At 69.9% G+C, this 22,727-nt stretch carries 20 protein-coding genes and 1 pseudogene; 12 read left to right on the forward strand and 9 right to left on the reverse strand.

Annotated elements, in window-relative coordinates:
* The first annotated feature begins 181 nt into the window (after window positions 1–181).
* The 4 genes from rplU (at window position 182) to proB (ending at window position 3,619) form a co-directional block, all read left to right on the forward strand.
* Window positions 182–493 carry a 50S ribosomal protein L21 gene (rplU, locus tag QE397_RS05530; RefSeq protein ID WP_027505669.1) on the forward strand — a complete coding sequence of 104 codons (312 nt, stop codon included), beginning with the start codon at window positions 182–184 and terminating at the stop codon, window positions 491–493.
* 104 nt (window positions 494–597) lie between these two features.
* A complete protein-coding gene (rpmA, locus tag QE397_RS05535; protein WP_027505670.1) occupies window positions 598–861 on the forward strand; it encodes a 50S ribosomal protein L27 in 264 nt (87 codons plus the stop codon).
* 188 nt (window positions 862–1,049) lie between these two features.
* Window positions 1,050–2,501, forward strand: coding sequence for a GTPase ObgE (gene obgE / locus QE397_RS05540; protein WP_027505671.1), 1,452 nt, complete (start codon window positions 1,050–1,052; stop codon window positions 2,499–2,501).
* Window positions 2,498–3,619 carry a glutamate 5-kinase gene (proB, locus tag QE397_RS05545; RefSeq protein ID WP_307092233.1) on the forward strand — a complete coding sequence of 374 codons (1,122 nt, stop codon included), beginning with the start codon at window positions 2,498–2,500 and terminating at the stop codon, window positions 3,617–3,619. Before obgE ends, proB begins: the two co-directional genes overlap by 4 nt.
* 8 nt (window positions 3,620–3,627) lie before the next feature.
* Here proB and QE397_RS05550 read toward each other — a convergent pair whose 3' ends face one another.
* The 5 genes and pseudogenes from QE397_RS05550 to ectA form a co-directional block, all read right to left on the reverse strand.
* Complete coding sequence (locus QE397_RS05550; protein ID WP_307092235.1) at window positions 3,628–4,806, reverse strand: MFS transporter; 1,179 nt, start codon at window positions 4,804–4,806, stop codon at window positions 3,628–3,630.
* Window positions 4,803–5,582, reverse strand: coding sequence for a Sir2 family NAD-dependent protein deacetylase (locus QE397_RS05555; RefSeq protein ID WP_307097365.1), 780 nt, complete (start codon window positions 5,580–5,582; stop codon window positions 4,803–4,805). The genes QE397_RS05550 and QE397_RS05555 overlap by 4 nt, the downstream gene beginning before the upstream one ends.
* 206 nt (window positions 5,583–5,788) lie before the next feature.
* Window positions 5,789–6,187, reverse strand: a complete 399-nt coding sequence (locus tag QE397_RS05560) for an ectoine synthase (RefSeq protein ID WP_027505674.1) — start codon at window positions 6,185–6,187, stop codon at window positions 5,789–5,791.
* 43 nt (window positions 6,188–6,230) lie between these two features.
* Entirely contained in the window at window positions 6,231–7,508 is a 1,278-nt protein-coding gene (gene ectB, locus QE397_RS05565) for a diaminobutyrate--2-oxoglutarate transaminase (RefSeq protein ID WP_307097367.1), read from the reverse strand.
* Between the two features lie 60 nt (window positions 7,509–7,568).
* Window positions 7,569–8,072: pseudogene (gene ectA / locus QE397_RS05570) on the reverse strand (diaminobutyrate acetyltransferase); the annotation flags it as partial.
* A gap of 320 nt (window positions 8,073–8,392) precedes the next feature.
* Here ectA and QE397_RS05575 point away from each other — a divergent pair.
* Both QE397_RS05575 and QE397_RS05580 read left to right on the forward strand, forming a co-directional pair.
* Complete coding sequence (locus QE397_RS05575) at window positions 8,393–9,934, forward strand: hypothetical protein (protein ID WP_307092236.1); 1,542 nt, start codon at window positions 8,393–8,395, stop codon at window positions 9,932–9,934.
* Between the two features lie 66 nt (window positions 9,935–10,000).
* Window positions 10,001–10,645 (forward strand): SDR family oxidoreductase, encoded by a 645-nt coding sequence (locus QE397_RS05580; protein ID WP_051613342.1) that lies wholly within the window; start codon window positions 10,001–10,003, stop codon window positions 10,643–10,645.
* Here the strand turns inward: QE397_RS05580 and QE397_RS05585 are convergent.
* The 4 genes from QE397_RS05585 to QE397_RS05600 all read right to left on the reverse strand — a co-directional run bounded on the left by QE397_RS05585 (window position 10,628) and on the right by QE397_RS05600 (window position 16,237).
* Window positions 10,628–12,376: an ABC transporter ATP-binding protein gene (locus tag QE397_RS05585; RefSeq protein ID WP_307092237.1), complete on the reverse strand. Its 1,749-nt coding sequence runs from the start codon at window positions 12,374–12,376 to the stop codon at window positions 10,628–10,630. The two genes, QE397_RS05580 and QE397_RS05585, sit on opposite strands and share 18 nt — an antisense overlap.
* Window positions 12,377–12,495: 119 nt before the next feature.
* Window positions 12,496–14,583 carry a RecQ family ATP-dependent DNA helicase gene (locus QE397_RS05590; RefSeq protein ID WP_307092238.1) on the reverse strand — a complete coding sequence of 696 codons (2,088 nt, stop codon included), beginning with the start codon at window positions 14,581–14,583 and terminating at the stop codon, window positions 12,496–12,498.
* Window positions 14,580–15,473, reverse strand: coding sequence for a PfkB family carbohydrate kinase (locus QE397_RS05595; RefSeq protein WP_222649347.1), 894 nt, complete (start codon window positions 15,471–15,473; stop codon window positions 14,580–14,582). Before QE397_RS05595 ends, QE397_RS05590 begins: the two co-directional genes overlap by 4 nt.
* An 11-nt stretch (window positions 15,474–15,484) precedes the next feature.
* The gene (locus tag QE397_RS05600) at window positions 15,485–16,237 is read right to left on the reverse strand and encodes an aspartate/glutamate racemase family protein (RefSeq protein WP_027505679.1); all 753 of its coding nucleotides are present in this window, start codon (window positions 16,235–16,237) and stop codon (window positions 15,485–15,487) included.
* Between the two features lie 139 nt (window positions 16,238–16,376).
* On the opposite strand from QE397_RS05600, the gene QE397_RS05605 reads away from it, so the two are divergent.
* Genes QE397_RS05605 through QE397_RS05630 form a run of 6 tightly spaced genes read left to right on the forward strand, consistent with a single transcriptional unit; the run spans window position 16,377 to window position 22,721 of the window.
* Window positions 16,377–16,790, forward strand: a complete 414-nt coding sequence (locus QE397_RS05605) for a gamma-glutamylcyclotransferase (protein WP_027505680.1) — start codon at window positions 16,377–16,379, stop codon at window positions 16,788–16,790.
* Window positions 16,791–16,793: 3 nt separating this feature from the next.
* A complete protein-coding gene (gene alc / locus QE397_RS05610) occupies window positions 16,794–17,855 on the forward strand; it encodes an allantoicase (protein ID WP_056445855.1) in 1,062 nt (353 codons plus the stop codon).
* Window positions 17,852–19,201 (forward strand): allantoinase AllB, encoded by a 1,350-nt coding sequence (gene allB, locus QE397_RS05615; RefSeq protein WP_027505682.1) that lies wholly within the window; start codon window positions 17,852–17,854, stop codon window positions 19,199–19,201. Before alc ends, allB begins: the two co-directional genes overlap by 4 nt.
* Window positions 19,202–19,246: 45 nt before the next feature.
* Window positions 19,247–20,563: an aspartate aminotransferase family protein gene (locus QE397_RS05620; protein WP_307092241.1), complete on the forward strand. Its 1,317-nt coding sequence runs from the start codon at window positions 19,247–19,249 to the stop codon at window positions 20,561–20,563.
* Window positions 20,560–22,038, forward strand: coding sequence for an NAD-dependent succinate-semialdehyde dehydrogenase (locus tag QE397_RS05625; protein ID WP_307092243.1), 1,479 nt, complete (start codon window positions 20,560–20,562; stop codon window positions 22,036–22,038). Before QE397_RS05620 ends, QE397_RS05625 begins: the two co-directional genes overlap by 4 nt.
* The gene (locus tag QE397_RS05630) at window positions 22,035–22,721 is read left to right on the forward strand and encodes a GntR family transcriptional regulator (protein WP_307092245.1); all 687 of its coding nucleotides are present in this window, start codon (window positions 22,035–22,037) and stop codon (window positions 22,719–22,721) included. Before QE397_RS05625 ends, QE397_RS05630 begins: the two co-directional genes overlap by 4 nt.
* The last annotated feature ends 6 nt before the right edge of the window (window positions 22,722–22,727 follow it).

Below are 22,727 nucleotides of genomic sequence, written 5' to 3' on the forward strand. Positions count from 1 at the left end.
CGCTGCCGGCGACGTGGCTCCGTCCTGTCCTCCGCGAGGTGAGCGGGCGCAGCCACCCGGACTTCGGTTCGCCGGCGCAAGAGTGTGACCAGCAGGGGCTGCGGAACCGCAGCCACGAGACCAGTCACGTCCCCGACCAGGGACGTGAGAACGCATCAAAGAAGCAAGGGGTAGCCCTCCGATGGCAACGTACGCGATCGTCAAGACCGGCGGAAAGCAGTACAAGGTCGCTGTAGGTGACCTCGTCAAGGTCGAGAAGATCGAGGGAGCGCCCGGAACGGCTGTCTCGCTTGCTCCTGTTCTCGTCGTCGACGGGTCCGAGCTGACCACCGGGGCCGACAAGCTGGCCGGCATCACCGTCACCGGTGAGGTCGTCGAGCACACCAAGGGCCCGAAGATCCGCATCCACAAGTTCAAGAACAAGACCGGGTATCACAAGCGTCAGGGACACCGGCAGAAGCTGACCGTCCTGAAGGTCACCGGCATCAAGTAAGTCCTGATACCGGTCTCCATCCGGCGTCTCTGCGTCACCACGGCTCGTTCCACCAGGGCTCGTCCATCACGGCACCGGCTCCACCAACCCCGGGAGGGTTTCTCATGGCACACAAGAAGGGCGCGTCCAGCTCACGCAACGGTCGCGATTCCAACGCTCAGCGTCTCGGCGTCAAGCGCTTCGGCGGACAGTCGGTCAGCGCGGGCGAGATCCTCGTCCGTCAGCGCGGCACCCACTTCCACCCGGGTGTGAACGTCGGCCGTGGCGGCGACGACACGCTCTTCGCCCTCTCGGCGGGTGCAGTTCTCTTCGGCACCAAGCGTGGCCGCAAGACCGTCAACATCGTCCCGGCCGCCGCGGAGGCCTGATTCTCCTGCGGCGCCCGCGAGGTCCGGCTTCGGCCGTTCGCGCGACGTCAGTGCACGTTCCCGTCAGGGGCGGTTCGGAGGGCTCGTCCTCCGTCCGCCCCTGACGGCGTTTCACCCCTCGGCGCCCTGTCGGCCGCCGATCTCTCAGCAGTTCAGCATCATCTGCCTTTCGGAAGGACCCTCCACCCATGTCGCGTTTCGTCGACCGTGTCACCCTGCACGTCAGTGCGGGAAAGGGCGGTAACGGGTGCTCCTCCGTCCACCGGGAGAAGTTCAAGCCCCTCGGTGGTCCGGACGGCGGCAACGGCGGCCGCGGCGGCGACGTGGTCCTCGTGGTGGATCCGAGCGTGCACACCCTTCTCGACTTCCACTTCCACTCCCATGCGAAGGCAGGAAACGGCACGCAGGGGGCCGGCAGCAATCGCGACGGCGCCGTCGGCGAGGACCTGATCCTGGGTGTCCCGGACGGCACCATGGTTCTCGACAGCGACGGCCGGATCCTTGCCGACCTGGTGGGCGAGGGCACGCGTTTCGACGCGGCGGCCGGCGGTCGCGGCGGCCTGGGCAACGCCGCCCTCGCATCGCGAGCACGCAAGGCGCCCGGCTTCGCGCTCCTCGGCGAGGACGGGGTCGAGCGCGACCTGGTCCTGGAACTCAAGTCCGTGGCCGACGTCGGTCTGGTGGGCTTCCCGAGCGCCGGAAAGTCGTCTCTCGTCTCCGTGCTCTCGGCCGCCAAGCCGAAGATCGCCGACTACCCGTTCACGACACTGGTCCCGAACCTCGGCGTCGTCTCGAGCGGCGACACCACGTTCACCGTCGCCGACGTCCCCGGCCTCATCCCCGGCGCCAGCCAGGGCAAGGGGCTGGGCCTGGACTTCCTGCGTCACCTCGAGCGCTGTGCCGTGCTCGCCCACGTCGTCGACTGCGCGACCCTCGATCCGGGTCGTGATCCCGTGTCCGACGTCGACGCTCTCGAGGCCGAACTGGCCGCGTACACGCCCGCCCTGTCGAGCGACGCCGGCCTGGGCGAGTTGGCAGATCGCCCGCGCATCGTCGTGCTCAACAAGGTGGACGTTCCCGAGGCGCAGGAACTGGCCGACATGGTGCGCGAGGACTTCGAGGCCCGCGGCTGGCCCGTCTTCGCCATCTCCGCGGTGAGCCGGGAAGGTCTGCGTCCCTTGACCTTCGCCCTCGCGGAGCTGGTCGCGCAGTACCGCATCGATCATCCCAAGGCCGTCGCGCGTCGGCAGGTCATCCGGCCCGTCGCCACCGACAAGGCGGGCTTCAGCGTCATCTCCGATCCTGACGAGCCGGGCGGCTTCATCGTGCGCGGCGAGCGCCCGGAGCGGTGGGTCATGCAGACGGCCTTCGACAACGACGAGGCCGTCGGTTACCTCGCCGACCGACTCGCTCGTCTCGGTGTCGAGGCGGAACTGGTCAAGCAGGGCGCGCAGCCCGGGGCGTCCGTGACCATCGGCGACGTCAGCTTCGAGTGGGAGCCGCAGACCCCCGCCGGTGTCGACGTCACCATGACCGGCCGCGGTACCGACTCGCGCATCGACCAGGTCGAGCGCATCGGCGCGCCCGAGCGCAAGCACGCCCGCCGTGTCCGCCGAGGGCTGGAGAGCGACGAGCAGTGACCGCGACGCAGCCGCACGGGAGTACGCGGGAAGTCATCGCGTCGGCGCGCAGCATCGTCGTGAAGATCGGGTCGTCGGCCCTCACCAGCATGGAGGCCGGACTCGACCTCGCCCGACTGGACGCGTTGGCGGATGCGATCGAGGCGCGGATGCGTGCCGGGTCCGACGTCGTCGTCGTGTCGTCCGGAGCGATCGGTGCCGGTATGGCGCCGTTGGGTCTCAAGCAGCGGCCTCGTGACCTGGCGACGAAGCAGGCCGCGGCCAGTGTCGGCCAGTTGGCGCTGGCGCACGCGTGGGGCACCTCCTTCGGCCGCTACGGTCGGACCGTCGGTCAGGTGCTGCTGACTGCGGACGACATCGCCCGTCGGTCGAATCACCGCAACGCTCAGCGCACCTTCGACCGACTGCGCTCACTCGGCGCCGTGGCCGTCGTCAACGAGAACGACACCGTCGCGACGGCCGAGATCCGCTTCGGTGACAACGACCGTCTCGCAGCCCTGGTCGCGCACCTCGTCGGCGCGGACGCGTTGCTGCTGCTGTCCGACGTCGACGGCCTCTACGACGGCGACCCCCGCAAGGACCCCGACGCGACCTTCGTCCGCGAGGTCGCGAGTCCCGAGGATCTCGACGGCGTCGTCGCCGGGTCGGGCGGCTCCCTCGGCACCGGCGGCATGGCGTCCAAGTTGTCCGCGGCCCGCCTGGCAGCGGACGCGGGTGTTCCCGTCCTGCTGGCGGCGGCGTCCGAGGCGGCCTCCGCCCTCAGTGGTGGACCGGTGGGGACCACGTTCACCGCGCGCCCGAACAGGTTGTCGGCCCGCCGATTCTGGGTTCGTCATGCCGCGGACACCGCCGGCGCCCTCACGCTCGACGACGGCGCCGTCACCGCGGTGATCGGCCGGCGACGCTCGTTGCTGTCGGCAGGAATCGTCTCGGTCAGTGGCTCGTTCGACGCCGGCGACGTGGTGACCCTGCACGGCGTCGACGGCACCGTGGTCGCGCGCGGAGTCGTCGCGTACGACGCGGCGGAGCTCGCCGGCATGATCGGTCGCTCGACGGGCGATCTCGCCCCCGAGGCCCGACGCCCCGTGGTGCACGCGGACGACCTCGTCCCGGGCTGAGCGACCGGTCAGGCCGGAGCCGAGGCGGCGAGCACGCGCCGGAGTGCGAGGGCCAGCAGCGCCACCGCGACACCGGCCGCAACCATCGACCACAACGCCCAGCCGAAGCCGGTCAGCTCCGCGAGAGAGCCGAACGCGACGGGTGCCAGCAGCACCCCGATCCGGGCGATCAGCGACACCACTGTGAGGGCCGTGCCCGCGGTGATGCCGGGGAGTCGTCCGGCCAACCCGAACGCAGCCGGAAAGATCGGTGCCGCACCGAATCCCGCGACGGCGAACATCACCGAGGCGATCACGGGCGAGCTCACCACGGGTGCCGCCAGGAACGCGGCCGCGATGAGCAGTGCGCCGCCCATCAGCACGGCGTGGCGTCCGACGCGGTCCACCACGGCGTCACCGACGAGGCGTCCGACGAACATCGCGGACGAGAAGGCCACGACGGTGAGACCCGCCAGTCCCGGCCCGGCCCCGAGATCGGTGGAGTAGATCGCACCCCAGGACTGCGGCACGTCCTCGACCAGGGCGCACACCAACACGAGCCCTCCGAGCAACGCCAGGGCGCCGGAGAACACGCGCCGTGGCCCTCGGCCGGACGGTCGAGGGACGGTGTCGGGCACGGCGCGTCCGTCGGGAACCAGCGAGCGGTGAGCCACCAGCGCGAGCGCCAGCAGGACCCCACCGACGAGAGCGAAGTGGACGAGCACGGCGAGTCCGATCCCGGCCGCGGCGGCGCCCGTGAGGCCGCCGGTGACGGCCCCTGCGCTCCACGCCGCGTGGAATCGGTTGAGAAGCGAACGCCGCCGGTTCTTCTCGACGATCACCCCCTGCGCGTTCATCGCCACGTCCATGACGGCGTCGGCCCCGCCCAGGACGGCGAGAGCGAGTGCCAGTGCCCACCACGTCCCGGCGAGTGCCGGGAGTACGAACGCCAGGCACAGCACCGTCGCGGAGAGCAGGACGACTCGGTGACTGCCGAGCCGCCGGATACCGACGGCGGCCAGGGGAGTGGCGAGAAGGCCGCCGGTGCCGACTCCCGCGAGCGCCAGACCGAGCACCGACGCGTCGAGTTCGAGAGCATCGCGGATCGCAGGCAGGCGCGGCGCCCAGTTACCGAGCACCGCACCGTTGACAAAGAAGATCGCCGCGACGGCCCACGGGGCACCGCCGACGGTCCTGCCGTCCGTCACAGAAAGGACGCCAGGACCTCGGAGCAGCCGGCCTCGATCTTCTGGGCGGCGAACTCGTCCCCGCGGGTGCGTCCTCGGTTGACGATGAACACCGGGATGTCGTTCTTCCACGCGTGCCGGACGAAGCGCAGTCCGGACATGACGGTGAGCGAGGACCCCAGCACCACGAGCGAGCGCGCGGCGTCGACCATGTCGTAGGCGCTCCGGACGCGCGGCTTGGGCACGCTCTCACCGAAGTAGACGATGTCAGGTTTGAGGATGCCGCCGCACACCTCGCAGCCGACCATGCGGAAGTGGGCGGTGCTCTCGATGATCGCGTCGGCGTCCGGGGCGATCTCGACGCCGTCGGCACCGACGACGGACTCGATGAACCCGGGATTGGCAGCGGTCAGACGTTCGTCGAGAGCCACGCGGGAGACGAGGCGATCACAGTCGAGGCAACGGACCCGGCCGTACACACCGTGCAGGTCGATCACCGAGCGGGAGCCGGCCTTGGTGTGCAGCATGTCGACGTTCTGCGTGATGACGCCGGAGACGGTACCCCCGCGCTCGAGCTCGGCGAGGGCGCGGTGCCCGGCGTTGGGGCGGGTGGCGTCCATGTGGCGCCAGCCGACGTGGTTGCGAGCCCAGTAGTGACGTCGGAAATCGTCGTCGCCGATGAACTGCTGGAACGTCATCGGGTTGCGCGGCGGAGAGTCCGGGCCCCGGTAGTCGGGAATTCCCGAGTCCGTGGACATCCCGGCACCGGTCAGCGCGACGACGCGGCCGTCGGCCATCGCGTCCTGCAGAGAGAGGGCGCTGCGCGGCGACCGATCGAGAGAGCGTGGGGAAACCGAGGTCACGTCTCCAGAGTAGGTCGCCGCGTCGGCTGGGGTGGGGCGGCGGGGTGGGATGTGCACACCTGCCACAGAGCGAACACACCCCGCGGCATCCTGAAGGGTGTCGTCGCTCGCGGCAGGGTGTGTTCGGTCGGCCCGTGGCGTCAGGCAGGAACCTCGATCAACGGGTAGACGCCGTTCTCGTCGTGACGCTCGTTGCCGACGACGGGCGGGTTGAACACGCACAGCATCCGCATGCGGGTCCGCGTCTCCACCGTGTGACGCTCGTGCCCGTTCAGCAGGTACATCGATCCCGGACCCAGGTCGTACGTCTCACCGGTCTCGCGGTCGGTGAGCGTGCCCTCGCCCTCGATGAGCCAGACGGCCTCGACGTGGTTGGCGTAATGGAAGTTGTTGACGGTGTTCGGCTCGATGGTGGTCTCGTGGAACGAGAACCCGACCTTGTCACCGCCCAGGACGATCCGCTTGGACCGCCACTGGCCGTCCTCGCTCGCGATGTCGCGCTCGGTTCCGGTGATGGCCTCGGTGGTGCGAACGATCATGTGGTCCTCCTCGTGCTGTGCAGACGTGCGGAACGCGATTCGGTCAGGAGCAGACGGTCGCGGTGGCGTCGGCCAGGATGCCGAGGCCGTGATCGAGATCCTCCTCGGTGATGGTGAGCGGCGGAAGCAGCTTCACCACCTCGTCGGAGGGTCCGGACGTCTCGGCGAGCAGACCCTTGTCGTAGGCGAGCGCGGTGACCTTCGACGCCTTCTCCGCGTCGTCGAACACGAGACCCTGGACCATGCCGCGACCGCGGGTGCTCAGACCCTCGAAGCGGGCCGAGAGATCGATGAACGCGTCCTGGATCCGCTCGCCCTTGGCCAGGATCGACGCCTCGAACGCGCCGTCGGCCCAGTAGTGGTCGAGCGCGGCCTTGCTGGTGACGAAGGCCGGGCTGTTGCCGCGGAACGTGCCGTTGTGCTCGCCGGGACCCCAGACGTCGAGTTCCGGGCGCATGAGCGTCAGTGCCATCGGCATGCCGTAGCCGCCGATCGACTTCGACAGCGTGACGATGTCCGGCACGATGCCGGCGTCCTCGAAGGAGAAGAACGGCCCGGTGCGGCCGACGCCCATCTGCACGTCGTCCACGATGAGCAGGATGTCGCGGCGCTTCAGCAGATCTGCGAGCCCGCGCAGCCACTCGGCACGGGCGACGTTGACGCCGCCCTCACCCTGGACCGTCTCGACGATGACGGCCGCGGGGCGGTTGATGCCGCTTCCCGAGTCGTCCAGCACTCGTTCCATCCACTGGAAATCGTCCGTGGCACCGCCGAAGTAGTTGTCGAACGGCATCGGGGTCGCGTGGACCAGCGGGATGCCGGCGCCGGCGCGCTTCATGGAGTTGCCGGTGACGGACAGGGCGCCGAGCGTCATGCCGTGGAACGCGTTCGTGAAGTTGATGACCGAGGAACGGCCGGTGACCTTTCGCGCCAATTTGAGCGCTGCTTCCACGGTGTTCGTTCCGGTGGGTCCGGGGAATTGCACCTTGTAATCCAACCCGCGGGGCTCGAGAATGCGCGTGGTGAACGACTCGAGGAATTCACGCTTCGCGACGGTGGACATGTCGAGACCGTGCGTGATGCCGTCCCGCATGAAGTAGTCGACCAGTGCCTGCTTGAGCACGGGATTGTTGTGGCCGTAATTGAGCGCACCGGCTCCGGCGAAGAAGTCGAGGTAGCGACGGCCGTTCTCGTCGGTGATCCACGAACCCTGCGCGGTGTCGAACACTGCGGGCCACTGTCGGCTGTAGCTACGGACCTGCGACTCGCGGGCCTCGAAGATGTCGGTGGTGGTGTCGGTCGGGGTGATGCTGGTGGTCATCGAGGTCCTCCGGGTGTGGTCGTCGGAAGTGTCGGCGAGCGTGCCGTCGAACGGGCCGACCGTGTAGAGGTCCTCCGGCTCGTGGCTGTCGGGAAAGTCCTTCGCTGCGAACAGATCTCGTCGGGTGATGGTGGTGTCGCGTCGTCGCGCCAAAGATGTGAAGAGGGCGATCGACGCGTCGTTGTCGGGGCTGATGGTGGTCTCGAGGAGGCGTGCTCCGCGTGGGGTGGTGCGGTCGACGAGGCCCTGCAGCATGCGCACGGCCAGGCCGTGCCCGCGCTGGTCGGAGTCGACCGCCACCTGCCAGACGAACAGGGTGTCGTCGGCGTCGGGACGGATGTATCCGGTGACGAAGCCGACCGGACGGTCGTCGGCGTCCACTGCCACGATCGAGGTGTCGGAGAAATCGCGGCACCACAGCACGTACGAGTAACTGGAATTGACGTCCAGTACTCGGGAGTCCCTCGCGATCTCCCACAATCGCGTCCCGTCGGCCACGCGTGGTGGGCGGAACGAGAAATCGATGTCGTCGGTCGGGGCGGCTCTCTGTAACACTGGCGTCATATTGCAGACGAACGTAACAAGGCTGACCGGACATGTCAGGCGCCCTCGTCGTCAGGCACGAGAATGGCACGCCTATCGCCAGTACGTTCGCCCCTTGTGAGTGTGGTCACACGACGATGCGTTCGCCGGCGACTCGGGGGCCTGCCGCGGCCCGCGGGAGGCGCGAGAACCCTTGCAGCGGCACCGCGGCGTGGGGCTGCTGTGACCAGTGTGAACAGGGTGATCAAGACTGAATGGTCTCGACGACGGTGAAATAAAAGGTCAGAGCCCGGCGAGGCACCCACCGTTCCCGTTCGGTGATGGCTAATGTCCGGCACACTATGACTCCCACGGTCAGACTTCCCCGGCCCGCCCGACTGCGAGGCGCCGCTGCACGTGTCGGTGCAGCCAGCTCGACCCCCGTCGCGATGGTGCTCGCCGTTCTGCTCCCCACCGTGGCGGCCGGAGTGTTCTGGGTCTCGCAGACCGATCGCCCCGCCACCACCGGCACCGTTTCCGTCGCCGCCACTGCGGGCGGGTCCACGACGGACCCGCTCGCGTCGAGTCGGGCCGCCCTGACCAACACGGTCCTGCCGCTGCAGATCCTGAGTGGCGGTATGGCCGAGCTGTCCGACGGCAGCGTGGAGCTGGACGACGGCGCTCACCAGATGTCCGACGGCCTGCACCAGGCCCGCGACGGCTCGGCCGAACTCGCCGACGGCATGACCCAGCTCCGAGCCGGCCTCTGGCAGCTCGGTGACGGCTCGTCGCAGGTGAGCGGAGGAGTCGATCGCGTGGTGGGTGCGCTCACCGGCGTCGGAGCCGCGCAGGGCCAGATCGAACTGATCGTGCAGCAGACTCTCGACTCGCTCGCCGCGTCCACCGATCCGGGCGCCGCCGCGTCCGCGGATCAGCTGCGGCCGGTCCTCGACCTGCTGCGCACCCAGGGACTGAACGCCGGGGTGATGACCGACCTGCAGACGCTGCGCGATGGTGCGCGCACTGTGGCGTACCAACTCGACGACCCGTCCTCGGAGTTCGTCGGCGGCATGGTGCGTGCCACCGACGGATCCGCGCAGCTGCGCGACGGCCTCGTCCTGCTCGACGACGGCGGGGTACGCCTCGTCGACGGCACCACGCGCCTGGTCGGGGGAGTCGGCCCGATGGAGACCATGTTCTCCACCCTGCGCACCAACGTGGAGAAAGCGTCCACCTCACTGCCGGCAGCCGAGCGGATCGAACCCGACCCGGCCGGCGGCGGTACCTCGTACGTGGTGCGGTCCGCCTCGGACGCGTGGCCGTACCTCGCGGCGGCGTTCGCCCTGGTCGCAGCAGCGCTCGTCGGATTCTTCGTCCCGCGCGCCCGCGCCGCGGTCCTGGGGGCGGTGGCCACCGCGTCGACGATGGTGCTGGCCCTGACGTTCGCCGACACCGGCGCGAGTCTCTCGGGCTCGATGGTCTCGACCGTCCTGATCGGAGTCTGGGTCGCCGCGGTGGCCACTGCGGCGCGTGCACTGCGCACCGCACTCGGAGCCGTCCGTGCCGGAGTGGTGCTCGGGGTCCTCGGGCTCGTCCAGGTGGTGCTCGGCGGGCTGGTCGTGCGCGGGGTCGGTGGTCTGCCCGACACGGTCGGACTCTTCACCCCCCTCGGCCAACTGGTCCGGTCGTTGGAGAACGCCGCCGCGGGCGGAAGCATCGTCACCTCGCTCGTGTCGGTGATCGCCGCACTGGTCACGGTGGCTGTATCGGTGGCCGTCCTCGCCGCGCATCGCACGATCGACGACGCGGAACCGGACGACCACGGCGCCGATGCGGCTGTCGAGAACGACGCCGACGAGGCCGACCGAACCGAGGACGACAGCGTCTCGTCCTCCGTACGCTAGGTTCACCGGCCGGACGATCCCGCGGCAGGAATACCTGTCGGCGCCGGGTGGGCGGAGGAGCGTGACGTGCTGCTCGACGGAGCCAACGCACTGATCTACGGGGGCGGCGGTGTCGTCGGGAGCCGGCTGGCCGTCGCCCTGGCCCGCGACGGAGCGCGCGTGCACCTCGCCGGCCGCTCCCGGACGAAGATGCAGCACGTCGTCGACATCATCCGCGCGGACGGTGGCCACGCCGAGGCGGCCGTCATCGACGTGCTGGACGAGGTCGACGTCGACGAGTACGTGGACGTCGTCGCCGCCTGTTCCGGGAGCATCGACGTGTCGATCGACGTCATCATCCCTGGCCGGGCGTCGCGTTCGACCCACTCCGAAGCGTCGGCGCGTCGGCTCGATCGCACCGAGGTCGCGGATCTCGAACGTCCGGTCCTGGACGCGCTGCGTGCCCACTTCATCACCGCGCGGGCGGCCGCACGGCACATGGTGTGCCAGCACTCCGGTCTCATCCTCGTTCCGCGCTGCCTGCCGACCGCAGGCGACGCGGGGCTGGACGCGTCGTCGCTGGCCTCCGTCGTCATCGATCGGCTCGCCGCGCAACTCGCCGGCGACCTGGTCGGCACCGGGGTGCGCGTCACCGCCGTCGACACCGATCCGACGTCGGCCGACGAGACGGCCCGACGGCTGGTGGCCGCGGCGTCAGACGGCGATACGTAGCGCCTCGACGAGATCCCGGTACAGGGTGTCGGTGTCGAGCAGCTCGCGGTGCGTTCCCTTCGACCGGACACGTCCGCGCTCGAGCACGAAGATGGTGTCCGCGTCGATGACCGTCGACAGGCGGTGCGCGATGGTCACCACGGCACCGTGCACCGACAGGTCGCGGATGGCGTCGTGGATGGCGGCCTCGGTGATGCCGTCCACCTGCGCGGTGGCCTCGTCCAACAGCAGGATGTCCGGTGGGCGGACGATGGCACGGGCCAACGCGATGCGCTGACGCTCGCCGCCCGAGACCGCCGAGTCGCGCAACTCGGTGGCGAGACCGGCCGGCAACAGCTCGATCTTCTCGGCCAGCCGCACGCGTTCGAGTGCCGCCCACAGCTCGGCGTCGGTCGCGTCCGGGTGGGTGAGCCGGAGATTGTCGGCGATCGTGCCCGGCAGTGTGGGTGTGGCCTGCTCGACGTAGCCGATGCGCGCGCGGATCTGACTGTGGGACAAGGCCGAGTACGGGACACCGTTCAGGGCGAGTTCGCCGTCCCGCGGTTCGAGGAAGCGCAGGATCAACGAGAACAGCGTCGTCTTGCCGGCGCCCGACGGCCCGACGACGGCGGTGTGGCCGCGCGACGGAATGCTCATGTCGATCGCGTTCACCGCGGCGCCCTCGTCGCCGTACCCGGCCGTGACCCGAGTGAGGGTGAGCGCCGAGACCTCCGCGCTCGCCGGCAGGTCCGCGACCGCGGTGGGCGCCTCCTTCTCGAGGTCCATCACCTGCACCTCACGAATGCGGGCCGCGGCGGCGATGCCGCGCTGCAGCTGCGAGACGTAGAGCGTGAGCTGGGCGACCGGGCCCACCAACTGGAACGCGTAGAGCAGGAACGCGACCAGGCTGGAGACGGCCAGCGCTCCCGAGCTCACCCGATACGCGCCCACGCCGAGCACTGCGATGATGGTGAGCTGGATCCCGGAACCGGTGATGGTCCACGCCCAGGCCTCGAGACGCACTGCCCGGATACCGTAGGACGCCGAGACGCGGGCCTCCTCGATGACCAGCTCGCTCGAACGACTCTCCGCCCGACTGGCCTTGACCGTGCGAACGGCGCGCAACGCGCCCTCCAGGATGCCGCCGAGCCGACCCATCGCCTCCTGTGCATTGCGTTGAGCGCGAGCCACCTTCGGCATGAGGAACCCGGCGGCGACACCGATGAGACCGATGCCGAGCAGAGCCGTCCCGAGGAGGGGGAGGTCGAGGGTCGCCATGAGCACGATGACACCCACGATCGCGATGCTGCCGTTGACGATCTCGACCAGCGCCCAGGACGACGCCTCGCGGAGCAGCATCGTGTCGGACGTGACCCGCGTGAGCATCTCGCCCGCGGGACGAGCGGTGACCGCCGGGATGGTGGCGCCGAAGAACCGCCGCACCATCGATGATCGCGCCTCGAGCACGACGCGTTCGGCCATGGTTCCCAGGAGCAGGCGTTGAGCCAGACCCACGATGATCCCCACGACGAGGAGCCCGACCAACAGGACGATGGCCGACCGCGTGGCGCCCGGGACGTCGAAGGAGTCCAGCAGTCGCTTGGTGACCAGCGGAGTGGCCAGGGACGACGCGGTGACCAGCAGACCGAGGAGCAGACCGAACCGGAACAACCGGCGATGCGGGCGGATGAAGGTCCAGAGGAGGCGGAGATTGGGGAGCCGACCTGGTGCATCGAGAGTAGCTGTCGTCACCTCGTCACACTAGTCGCGCGCCGACAGACCCCCCCTCTGTCCATCCTCGGCCTACCCGCCCGTCCTCGGCCTACCCGCCCGTCCCCGGCCTACCCGACCACCCGCGGCCGGCCTCCGGCCTACCCGCGACCGATCAACGCGAACGGAAGCACCGCATCGGCCCCCGCCTGCCGGAGCGCTCGCGCCGCCATGGTGAGCGTCCACCCGGTGTCGGTGGAGAGATCGAGCAGCAGGACGGGTCCGCGATGCGCCGTCAGATCGGGTGCCTCGAAGGCGTCCACCAATGAGGCGACGCGGAACGCGGAGTTCGCGCCCGAGACGGGCCGGGCATCGGGCCGACGGTGCAGAACGCCCAGTGGCTCCAGCCTGCCGACCCTCGCCAGACGCTCCCCGAGGTCGTTCAACAGCGCCGGTCGGGAGTCGCTCTCCATGACCATCAGCCCGGTGGGCCGCTCGTCCCACGTCCACTCTGCGAGGACCTTGATGCACGCGGCCTCCAGCCCGTCGGGTGCCGGACCGTCCTCGCCGTCCGTCAGCGCGCGCAGGCGTGGTCCCCACACCGGGTCGGTGAGGCGGCCGAGGATGCGGCCGGTCTCCGGGCCGTCGCTGACCTTCCCCGACAGCTCGACGCCGACCTTCTTCAGTCCTGTCGGCCACTGCTTGCGGACGGCGAGGTCCAGCCCGGGTCGATCGAGACGCCGCCGGGTCGACTCCACGTGATCGGCCGACACGTCCGCGGAGAGGTGCTGCCCGGTGCAGTTGTCGCAGCGCCCGCACCGGTCCGCCTCCGCATCCCCGGTGAGGGACGGATCGTCGAGTTGCCGGCGCAGGAACGCCATCCGGCACTCGTCGGTGCTCTGGTACTCGATCATCGCGCGCTGCTCGGACAGCCGTGCCTCGTCGAGTCGTTCGTAGCGCTCCCGGTCGTAGTGCCAGTGTTCCCCGGTGCCGAGCCAACCCCCCTTGACCCGCCGGACGGCACCGTCGACGTCGAGGACCTTGAGCACCATCTCGAGCCGAGTGCGTCCGAGCTCGACGAGCGGTTCGAGAGCCTGGGTGGACTGGGCGCGCTCGGTGTCCAGCACCTCGAGCACCCGACGTACGACGTGCTCGCGAGGGAAGGCGACGGACGCGAAGTAGCTCCAGATCTCCCGGTCCTCCGGACCGGGCAGGAGGACGACGTCGGCGCGCTCCGTGGCGCGTCCCGCGCGGCCCACCTGCTGGTAGTAGGAGATGGGCGACGACGGTGCACCCACGTGCACGACGAACCCCAGATCGGGTTTGTCGAAACCCATGCCCAACGCCGAGGTCGCGACGAGCGCCTTCACACGGTTCTGCAGCAGATCCTGTTCCGCCGCTTCGCGTTCCGTCGGATCGGTCTGGCCGGTGTAGGCGGCCACCTCCATTCCTCGATCGCGCAGCAGCGCCGCGAGGTCGTTGGCTCCCGCGACCGTCAGCGAGTAGACGATGCCCGAGCCGGGCAGGGTCTCGAGATGGTCGGCGAGCCAGGCTATGCGCGCCGTCGGATCGGGGATGGTGACCACGGACAGGTGCAGCGACTCGCGCTGGAGACCGCCACGCAGGACGGTGGTGTCGGCCCCGCCGACACCGAGCTGTGCCGCGACGTCCTCGACCACCCGATCGTTCGCGGTGGCCGTGGTGGCGAGAACGGGGACCCCCTCGCGCAACTCGGCGATGAGCGACCTGATGCGGCGATAGTCCGGCCGGAAGTCGTGACCCCAGTCGGAGACGCAGTGCGCCTCGTCCACCACGACGAGCCCCGCGTCCGCGGAGAGCGAGGGCAGCACCTGATCGCGGAAGTCCGGATTGTTCAGCCGCTCCGGGCTCACCAGCAGCACATCCAGTTCACCGGCCGCGACGCGTGCGTGGACGTCGTCCCACTCGGTGACGTTGCCCGAGTTGATGGTGGCGGCGGTGACCCCGGCGCGCTCGGCCGCCGCGACCTGGTTGCGCATGAGCGCGAGCAGAGGCGACACGATGACGGTCGGTCCGAGCCCCTGCTCGCGCAGCAGGCGTGCGGCGATGAAGTACACGGCCGACTTTCCCCATCCGGTGCGCTGCACGACGAGTGCGCGTCGATGATGGACGACGAGCGCCTCGATCGCCGTCCACTGGTCCTCACGGAGAACGGCATCGGGGCCGGCGAGGTCGGTCAGCAGCTCCTGTGCGCGCTCACGGGTACTCATGCGTCACGCGTCCCGGCGAGGGCCCGGTCGACCTCGGTGACGGTGGGAGCCGAGGATCCCGCGCCGTCGCGCGTGGTGGCCACGGCCCCTGCCGCACACGCGCGCCGAACCGCGGCGGCGGGGCCGTCGCGCCACGCGGCGGCGAGCGTGCCGGCGAAGACGTCGCCGGCGCCCGTGGTGTCGACGGCCTCGACGGCGGGCGAGGGATGGGCGGTGACGACGCCGTCGGCGCCGTGATGGCGGGCACCGTCGGCCCCCAGCGTGGTGACCACGTGCGGAATGCGGGCGAGTGCGTCGACCCCCAGGGCTTTCTCCTCGTCGCGGTTGACGATCGCGACGTCGACGAGACCCAGCAGATCGTCGGAGAGCGGTTGCACCGGTGACGGATTGAGGAACACGAGCGTGCCGTTGGCCCGCGCGTGTCGCGCCGCCGCGACGACCGTCGCGACGGGCGTCTCGAGTTGGCACAGCAGGACGTCGGCTTCGGCGACGGCAGCCAGTTCCTCCGCCGTGAGCTCGGTCAGGGTCTCGTTGGCACCGCCCACGACGACGATGGAGTTCTCCGCGGCGTCGTCGACCGTGATGACAGCGACGCCACTCGCGCCCTCGACCTCGCGCAGCAGCGACGCGTCGACCTCGGCCCCGACGAGGGTCTCGCGCAGTTCGAGCGCGAAGGTGTCGGAGCCGACTGCTCCGACGAAGACCACCTCGGCGCCGGCCCGAGCGGCGGCGACCGCCTGATTGGCGCCCTTGCCGCCGGGGGAGGTGCGGAACGCGCTGCCGAGGACCGTCTCACCCGGTGCGGGCAGCGTGGGGGTGCGGGCGACGAGGTCCATGTTGATGCTGCCGACGATGGTGATGCGGGGACGTGCGGTGTCAGGATCGGCCATGGTGCACGACACTAACGGGTGGTTCGGACACCCGAGCCGTCTCGACGAGCGGGCGGCCAGTCCACGAACGACTTGCTCCGCGGCGGCGCGAACGTGCGCACCTTGGACGTGCGGAGACCCTGCCGGACCAGCCCCTCGGCGACGGTGATCGCCGCGGTCACCCCGTCGACGACGGGAACGTCGACCCTGGCCCGCACGGCGGCGTCGAGACCGGACATTCCGCCGCACCCCAGGACGATCACCTCGGCTCGGTCGTCGCGCACCGCGCGCTCCGCCTCGTCGACGACGGCGCGCACCGCCGCGTCGGGATCACGGTCGAGGTCGAGCACCCCGAGGCCGCTGGCGCGGACCGACGCGCAGCGGGTGTGCAGGCCCGCGACGAGCAGTCGGTCCTCGATCAGCGGGACCGTGCGATCGAGGGTGGTCACCACCGAGTACGAACGCCCCAGGAACATCGCGGTGCTCGCCGCGGCCTCGGTGATGTCGACGACGGGAACGTCGAGCAGCTCCTGCAGGCCCTCGCGGCCGTGCTCGCCGTAGCCGGCCTGCACGACGGCGTCGAACGGTTCCGCGTACGCGCGGACGGTCTCCATGACCGCGACGGCGGCGAGGTACGACTCGTAGTTGCCCTCCACCGACTCGGCCCCGAACGCCGGCGTCAGCGCGACCACGGTGGTGCCCGGCGACGCGATCTCGCGGGCGCGCGCACCGATGGCCTCGGTCATGGATCGCGTCGTGTTGACGTTGACGACGAGGATGCGCACGGCAGCTCCGGAGTTCGACGGGAACGGGGTTCGGCGTCGCTCAGAGTAGACCCGCTCCGCAGGCCGGAAGATATATCGCGAACTCGGTTACGTTGGCAGCGCACGAGCGTGAACCGAACGAGAGGACCGGACCCACACCATGGCCGAACTGTTCTGCAACGGAGGCGCCATGCGTGGCGGCAACCTGCACCACAACGTCTCCAGTCACACCTTCCTCGGCTCGGTGCGGACGGCGCCGAACTACCGGTTCTTCGCGGTGCGCGACGAGTTCCCCGGCCTGCTGCTGACCGAGACCGGTGGCGCCTCCATCGCCGGTGAGCTGTACGACGTCCCGATGGAGAACATCCGCACCGACTTCCTGCCGGAGGAGCCCGTCGAACTCGAACTCTCGGTCATCGAGCTCGCCGACGGACGGTCGGTGATGGCCGTGGTGCTGCGACCGGGCCTGGTCGACTCGCTGTCCGCCGAGCTCACCGAGATCACGGATCTCGGTGGGTGGCGTGCCTACCGCGGGCTTCCCGATCCGGACGAGACCGTCTCTGCGGGAGCATGATTCGTGTCCGCCGCTGCTGACTTCCTCCTCTTTCCCGATCTCGCCTCGCGCGCTCTGGGCGGGTCGGTGAGCGCCGCCAACGACGAGTTGTTCGCGCAGCGCGAGAACCTGATCAAGCCGACGGCGCCGTTCTTCGATCCGTCGGAGTTCGGCCACAAGGGCAAGGTGTACGACGGCTGGGAGACCCGCCGCCGACGCGACGACGGGCACGACTGGGCTCTCGTGCGGCTGGGTGCGGCGGGCATCGTGCACGGCGTCGTCGTGGACACCGCGTTCTTCCGCGGCAACTATCCGCCGTTCGTGTCGGTCGAGGCCGCGTCCGTCGAGGGCTACCCCTCGGCCGAGGAACTGTCGACGGTGCAGTGGCACACCATCGTCGAGAAGTCGCGGGCCGACGGCGACACGGCGAATCTGTATCCCGTGACCGACACCCGTCGCTGGACCCACGTCCGGTTGTCGATCTATCCGGACGGGGGAGTGGCGCGGTTGCGGGTGCACGGCGAGGTGGTGCCCGACCCGCGGTTCCTGACCGGAACGGTCGATCTGCTGGCGGCGGAACACGGTGGGCGGCTCGTGGAGTGCTCGGACGCGTTCTACGCGTCTCCGGCCAACATCATCCTGCCCGGCCGTGCCCGGAACATGGGTGAGGGGTGGGAGAACTCGCGTCGGCGAGGCGGCGGAAACGACCACGCGACGTTCGCTCTCGCTGTCGCCGGGGTGCCGCGGCACGTGGAGGTCGACACGTCGTACTACGTCGGCAACGCCCCGGGCTGGGTGCGACTGAGCACCGTCGACGATCGGGTCGCCGACGTCGCGGATCCGTCCGCGTGGGCCGAGGTCCTGCCGCGCACGGCGGTCCAGCCCGACACGCGGCACCTGTTCCTTCTCGACGGCGCCCCTGCCGCAACACATCTGCGCCTCGACGTCTACCCGGACGGGGGTCTGTCCCGGCTGCGGTTGTTCGGCGATCCGGACGAGCGTGGCCGCGTCGACGCGCGCGCCGCCTGGTGGGACGGGCTTCCCGCCGAACACCGCGCACTCCTCGCCGAGCAGGCCCCGGCATGAGCGCGTGGGATCTCGCGTTCCGCGCGCGCCGTGCGGTCGTGACCGCGGCCGACGGTTCCCGTACCGAGACGGCGTGCACGGTGGGGGTGCGGGACGGCCGCATCGTCGCCGTCGTGGGTCACGACGATCCGGTCGATGCGGACGTCGTCGTGGACCTGGCCGACGACGAGGTACTGCTCCCGGGCCTGGTGGACACCCACGTGCACGTGAACGAGCCCGGTCGCACCGAGTGGGAGGGTTTCGCGAGTGCGACGGCCGCCGCGGCCGCCGGGGGCATCACGACCCTGATCGACATGCCGCTCAACAGTATTCCGTCGACGGTCTCCACCGACGCACTCGACGTCAAACGAGCGGTGGCCGAGCCCGAGGCTCGCATCGACGTCGGCTTCTGGGGTGGCGCCGTACCCGGCAACGTCCCGGACCTGCGCGCGATGCACGAGGCCGGTGTCTTCGGCTTCAAGTGCTTCCTGCTGCACTCGGGTGTCGACGAGTTCCCGCCTCTCTCGCCCGACGAGCTCGAGGAGGCGATGCGGGAGATCGCCTCGTTCGACGGACTGCTCATCGTGCACGCCGAGGACGCGCAGATCATCGCCGACTCCGAGAACGCCGGCGGCCGGGACTACGCAGGTTTCCTGGCGTCGCGACCGCGCGCCGCGGAGAACACGGCCATCGCCGACGTGATCGCCGCGTCGCGGCGGACGGGATGCCGCGTCCACATCCTGCACCTGTCGAGTGCCGACGCCGTGCCGCTCGTGGCGGCGGCGAAGAAGGACGGTGTGCGGATCACTGCCGAGACCTGCCCGCACTACCTGTCGTTCGCGGCGGAGGAGATCGCGGACGGGGCGACCCAGTTCAAGTGCTGCCCGCCCATCAGGGAGGCCGACAACCGGGACGCGTTGTGGCAGGCGTTGTCCGACGGCGTGATCGACACGGTGGTCACCGATCACTCGCCGTGCACCACGGAGCTCAAGCGGTTCGACATCGGCGACTTCGGTGTCGCGTGGGGCGGCATCGCCTCGCTGCAGGTGTCCTTGGCCGCCGTGTGGTCCGAGGCCCGTCGGCGTGGGCACTCTCTCGCCGACGTCGTCGGGTGGATGTCCGCGGCGACGGCTGCTCAGGTCGGACTGGAGAGCAAGGGCGCGATCGCGGTGGGCAAGGACGCCGACCTGGCGGTGTTCGCACCGGACCAAGAGTTCGTCGTGCACGCGGAGGAACTGAGGCACAGGAATCCGGTGAGTGCGTACGACGACCGCACGGTGACGGGCTGTGTGCGCTCGACCTGGCTCGCCGGACGACGCATCGATTTCGACGGTCCACCGCAGGGAAGGCTGCTGACGCGCGGCTGATTGCAGATTGTTGACAATCGGACGATCGTCCTCGACAGTGAGGGCATGACTGCAGCAGCATTCGTGCCTCGAACAGCCGACGCCTCCACCAGTGCTCACACCGCTCGGCTGTCGCCCGCCCTGAAGCAGGCCACACCCATCGTCGTGGATCACGCGTCGGGAAGTTGGATCACCGGGACCGACGGGCGCCGCTACCTCGACTTCACCACGGGTATCGGCGTGACCAGCACCGGACACTGCCATCCGCGCGTGGTCGCGGCGGCGCGCGAGCAGGTCGGCAAGATCATCCACGCGCAGTACACGACCGTCATGCACACGCCTCTGCTCGAGTTGACCGAGAAGCTCGGCACCGTCCTGCCGGTCGGCCTGGACAGCGTGTTCTACGCCAACTCGGGGTCCGAGGCCGTCGAGGCGTCGATTCGTCTGGCGCGCATGGCCACCGGCCGCCCGAACATCATCGCGTTCCACGGCGGCTTCCACGGTCGCACCGTCGCCGCGGCGACACTCACCACAGCCGGGACCAAGTTCCGGTCCGGCTTCGCTCCGATGATGGGCGGCGTCCACATCGCGCCGTTCCCGTACGCGTTCCGGTACGGCTGGGACCTCGACACCGCGGTGACCTTCGCCTTGCGCGAGCTCGACTACCTGCTGCAGACCGTGTCCGCCGTCGCCGACACCGCGGCGTTCATCATCGAGCCGGTCCTGGGCGACGGTGGTTACCTTCCCACCCCGCCGGCGTTCCTGGACGGACTCCGAGAGCGAGCCGATCGGCACGGCATCGTGCTCATCGTGGACGAGGTCCAGGCGGGAGTGGGCCGCACGGGGAAGTTCTGGGGTCACCAGTTCTCCGATTCCACCCCGGACGTTCTCATCACGGCCAAGGGTCTCGCCAGCGGCTTCCCGATCTCCGCGATCGCCGCCTCGACCGCCCTCATGAGTACCGCCCTGCCGGGATCGCAGGGCGGCACCTACGGCGGGAACGCGGTGGCCGCGGCGGCCGCCGTCGCCACGCTCGACGTGGTCGAGGACGAGGGCCTGGTGGAGAACGCCCGTCTGCGCGGGGAGCAGCTTCTCGGTGGACTGCGTGAGATCGCGGCTCGGCACGACGAGATCGGAGATGCCCGCGGGCTCGGTCTGATGGCGGCATTCGAGTTCGTCGACGACGCCGGGGACGCCGATCCGGGCGCCGCGCTCGCTCTGCAGAAGGCAGCTCTGGACCGCGATCTCCTGTTGTTGACGTGCGGTGCGCTGGGCAACGTGGTGCGCATCATCCCGCCCCTCGTGGTGACGCGGGAGGAGGTCGAGCTGGGAATCGAGCGCATCGCGGAGGCGTGCGACGCGGCGCTGGGAGTTCGGTCGTGACGACGACGGTCGACCGACCCGTGCCGGTGGCCGATCGCAGCATTCTGATCGGTGGTCGATGGCGGGACGCGGTGGACGGCCGCACGTTCGACGTCGAGAACCCTGCCACCGGCGAGACCATCGCGCGCGTCGCCGACGGGGGGCCCGCCGACGCCGCTCTGGCGCTCGATGCCGCGAGCGCCGCCCAGTCTGCGTGGGCGGCGACGTCGCCGCGGGAGCGGAGCGTCGTGCTGCGCCGTGCGTTCGACCTCGTGGTCGAGCGGACGGAGGACCTCGCCGCCGTGATGACCGCCGAGATGGGCAAGCCGCTCGCCGAGGCGCGCGGCGAGGTCGCCTACGCAGCCGAGTTCCTTCGCTGGTTCTCCGAGGAGGCCGTCCGCATCGCCGGCGATCACACCCTGACCGGCGACGGGTCGACGCGCATGGTGGTCACACGAGTACCGGTGGGACCGTGTGTGCTGGTGACGCCCTGGAACTTTCCGCTTGCCATGGGTGCCCGCAAGATCGGGCCCGCTGTGGCCGCCGGATGCACCATGGTGTTCAAGCCGGCCGAACAGACACCGCTCACCTCGCTCGCTCTGGCCCGCATCTTTCAGGAGGCCGGACTGCCGGACGGCATCCTCAACATCGTCACGACCTCGGACGCGGGTGGCGTCGTCGAACCGTGGTTGCGCAGCGGTGTGGCTCGGAAGCTGAGTTTCACGGGCTCCACCGCCGTCGGCAGGCTGTTGCTCGGCCAGGCGGCGTCCACCGTCATGCGGACGTCGATGGAACTGGGCGGGAACGCGCCCCTCGTCGTCTGTGCGGACGCCGATCTGGGGACGGCGCTCGACGGAGCCATGATCGCCAAGATGCGCAACATGGGGGAGGCCTGCACCGTCGCCAACCGGTTGTTCGTCCATCGGTCCGTCGTCGACACCTTCGCGGAGCAGCTGACCGCGCGGATGGCCGAGCTGACCGTGGGAGACGGTGCGCACGAGGGTGTCCGGGTCGGCCCGCTGATCGATGAGGAGGGCCGCGCGAAGGTGCAGCGCCTCGTCGACGACGCGGTGAGACGCGGGGCGCGAGTCCTGACCGGCGGTGCCACGCCGGAGGGGCCGGGATACTTCTACCCTCCGACGGTGCTGGTGGACGTTCCACCCGACGCCGAGATCGTGCACACCGAGATCTTCGGGCCGGTCGCCGCGATCATCACCTTCGACGACGAGGACGAGGTGGTGCGCATCGCCAACGACACCGAGTGGGGTCTCGTGGGCTACGTGTTCACTCGTGACGTCGACCGGGCCTTCGATCTGGGCGAGCGTCTCGAGGTGGGCATGGTCGGTCTCAACACCGGGCTGGTGTCCAACCCCGCGGCACCCTTCGGCGGGGTCAAGCAGTCCGGACTGGGACGTGAGGGCGGGCGTCTCGGCATCGACGAGTTCCTCGAGGTGAAGTACTTCGCCGTGCCGCGTCGGCCGGGGCGGACGCTGTGACGGCCACTCGACGGCTGACGCCTCTCGACGCCCGCACCACGTCGATCGTCATCGCGGACCAGTTGCGCGAGCGCATCATCGACGGATCGTTCGCACCGGGGGAGCAGGTCCACGAGGCGACGGTCGCGACCGAACTCGCCGTCTCCCGCGGACCCGTTCGCGAGGCGCTGCAGCGGCTGAGTCAGGAGGGGCTGCTCGTCTCCTTCCGCAATCGCGGCGTCTTCGTCGTCGAGCTGGGTGAGTCCGACGTCGCCGAGATCTACCAGGCGCGCGCGGCCATCGAGATCGGTGCCGCGTTCACCGTTCTGCGGCGTGGTGACTCCGGACGCGTCGCGGACGCGTTGTCGCGCATCGTGGTCGAGATGCAGCCGGCCATCGGCCGGGGCGACTGGCGGTCGGTGGCGGAGCGGGATCTCGCGTTCCACACCGCACTGGTCGCGGCGACGGGCAACAGCCGGATGGGCCGGATGTACGCGACGCTCGCCGCCGAGGCCCGCATCTGCATGGCCAACCTCGAGACCGCGTACCACCGGCCCGACGCGTTGATCGAGGAGCACACGCTGCTCGTCGATCTGCTGCGAGCGCAGGACTGGGCCCGGCTCGAACCTGCTCTGCGCGAACACATGGACACCGCCGTGCACGATCTGACGGCGTCGCTACGTGAGTCGGCGGAGACCGCGTAGTCACTC

Source organism: Rhodococcus sp. SORGH_AS_0301 (genome assembly GCF_030818285.1).
Classification (GTDB): domain Bacteria; phylum Actinomycetota; class Actinomycetes; order Mycobacteriales; family Mycobacteriaceae; genus Rhodococcoides.

Excerpts from the sequence above, each read along its gene's own strand:
- QE397_RS05560 (WP_027505674.1), bottom strand. The coding sequence starts at position 6,187 with ATGATCGTTCGCACCACCGAGGCCATCACCGGAACCGAGCGCGACATC.
- allB (WP_027505682.1), top strand. The coding sequence starts at position 17,852 with ATGAGCGCGTGGGATCTCGCGTTCCGCGCGCGCCGTGCGGTCGTGACC.
- QE397_RS05605 (WP_027505680.1), top strand. The coding sequence starts at position 16,377 with ATGGCCGAACTGTTCTGCAACGGAGGCGCCATGCGTGGCGGCAACCTG.
- obgE (WP_027505671.1), top strand. The coding sequence starts at position 1,050 with ATGTCGCGTTTCGTCGACCGTGTCACCCTGCACGTCAGTGCGGGAAAG.
- QE397_RS05590 (WP_307092238.1), bottom strand. The coding sequence starts at position 14,583 with ATGAGTACCCGTGAGCGCGCACAGGAGCTGCTGACCGACCTCGCCGGC.
- QE397_RS05555 (WP_307097365.1), bottom strand. The coding sequence starts at position 5,582 with ATGGCCGACGGCCGCGTCGTCGCGCTGACCGGTGCCGGGATGTCCACG.
- QE397_RS05620 (WP_307092241.1), top strand. The coding sequence starts at position 19,247 with ATGACTGCAGCAGCATTCGTGCCTCGAACAGCCGACGCCTCCACCAGT.
- QE397_RS05595 (WP_222649347.1), bottom strand. The coding sequence starts at position 15,473 with ATGGCCGATCCTGACACCGCACGTCCCCGCATCACCATCGTCGGCAGC.
- ectB (WP_307097367.1), bottom strand. The coding sequence starts at position 7,508 with ATGACCACCAGCATCACCCCGACCGACACCACCACCGACATCTTCGAG.
- QE397_RS05575 (WP_307092236.1), top strand. The coding sequence starts at position 8,393 with ATGACTCCCACGGTCAGACTTCCCCGGCCCGCCCGACTGCGAGGCGCC.
- rplU (WP_027505669.1), top strand. The coding sequence starts at position 182 with ATGGCAACGTACGCGATCGTCAAGACCGGCGGAAAGCAGTACAAGGTC.
- rpmA (WP_027505670.1), top strand. The coding sequence starts at position 598 with ATGGCACACAAGAAGGGCGCGTCCAGCTCACGCAACGGTCGCGATTCC.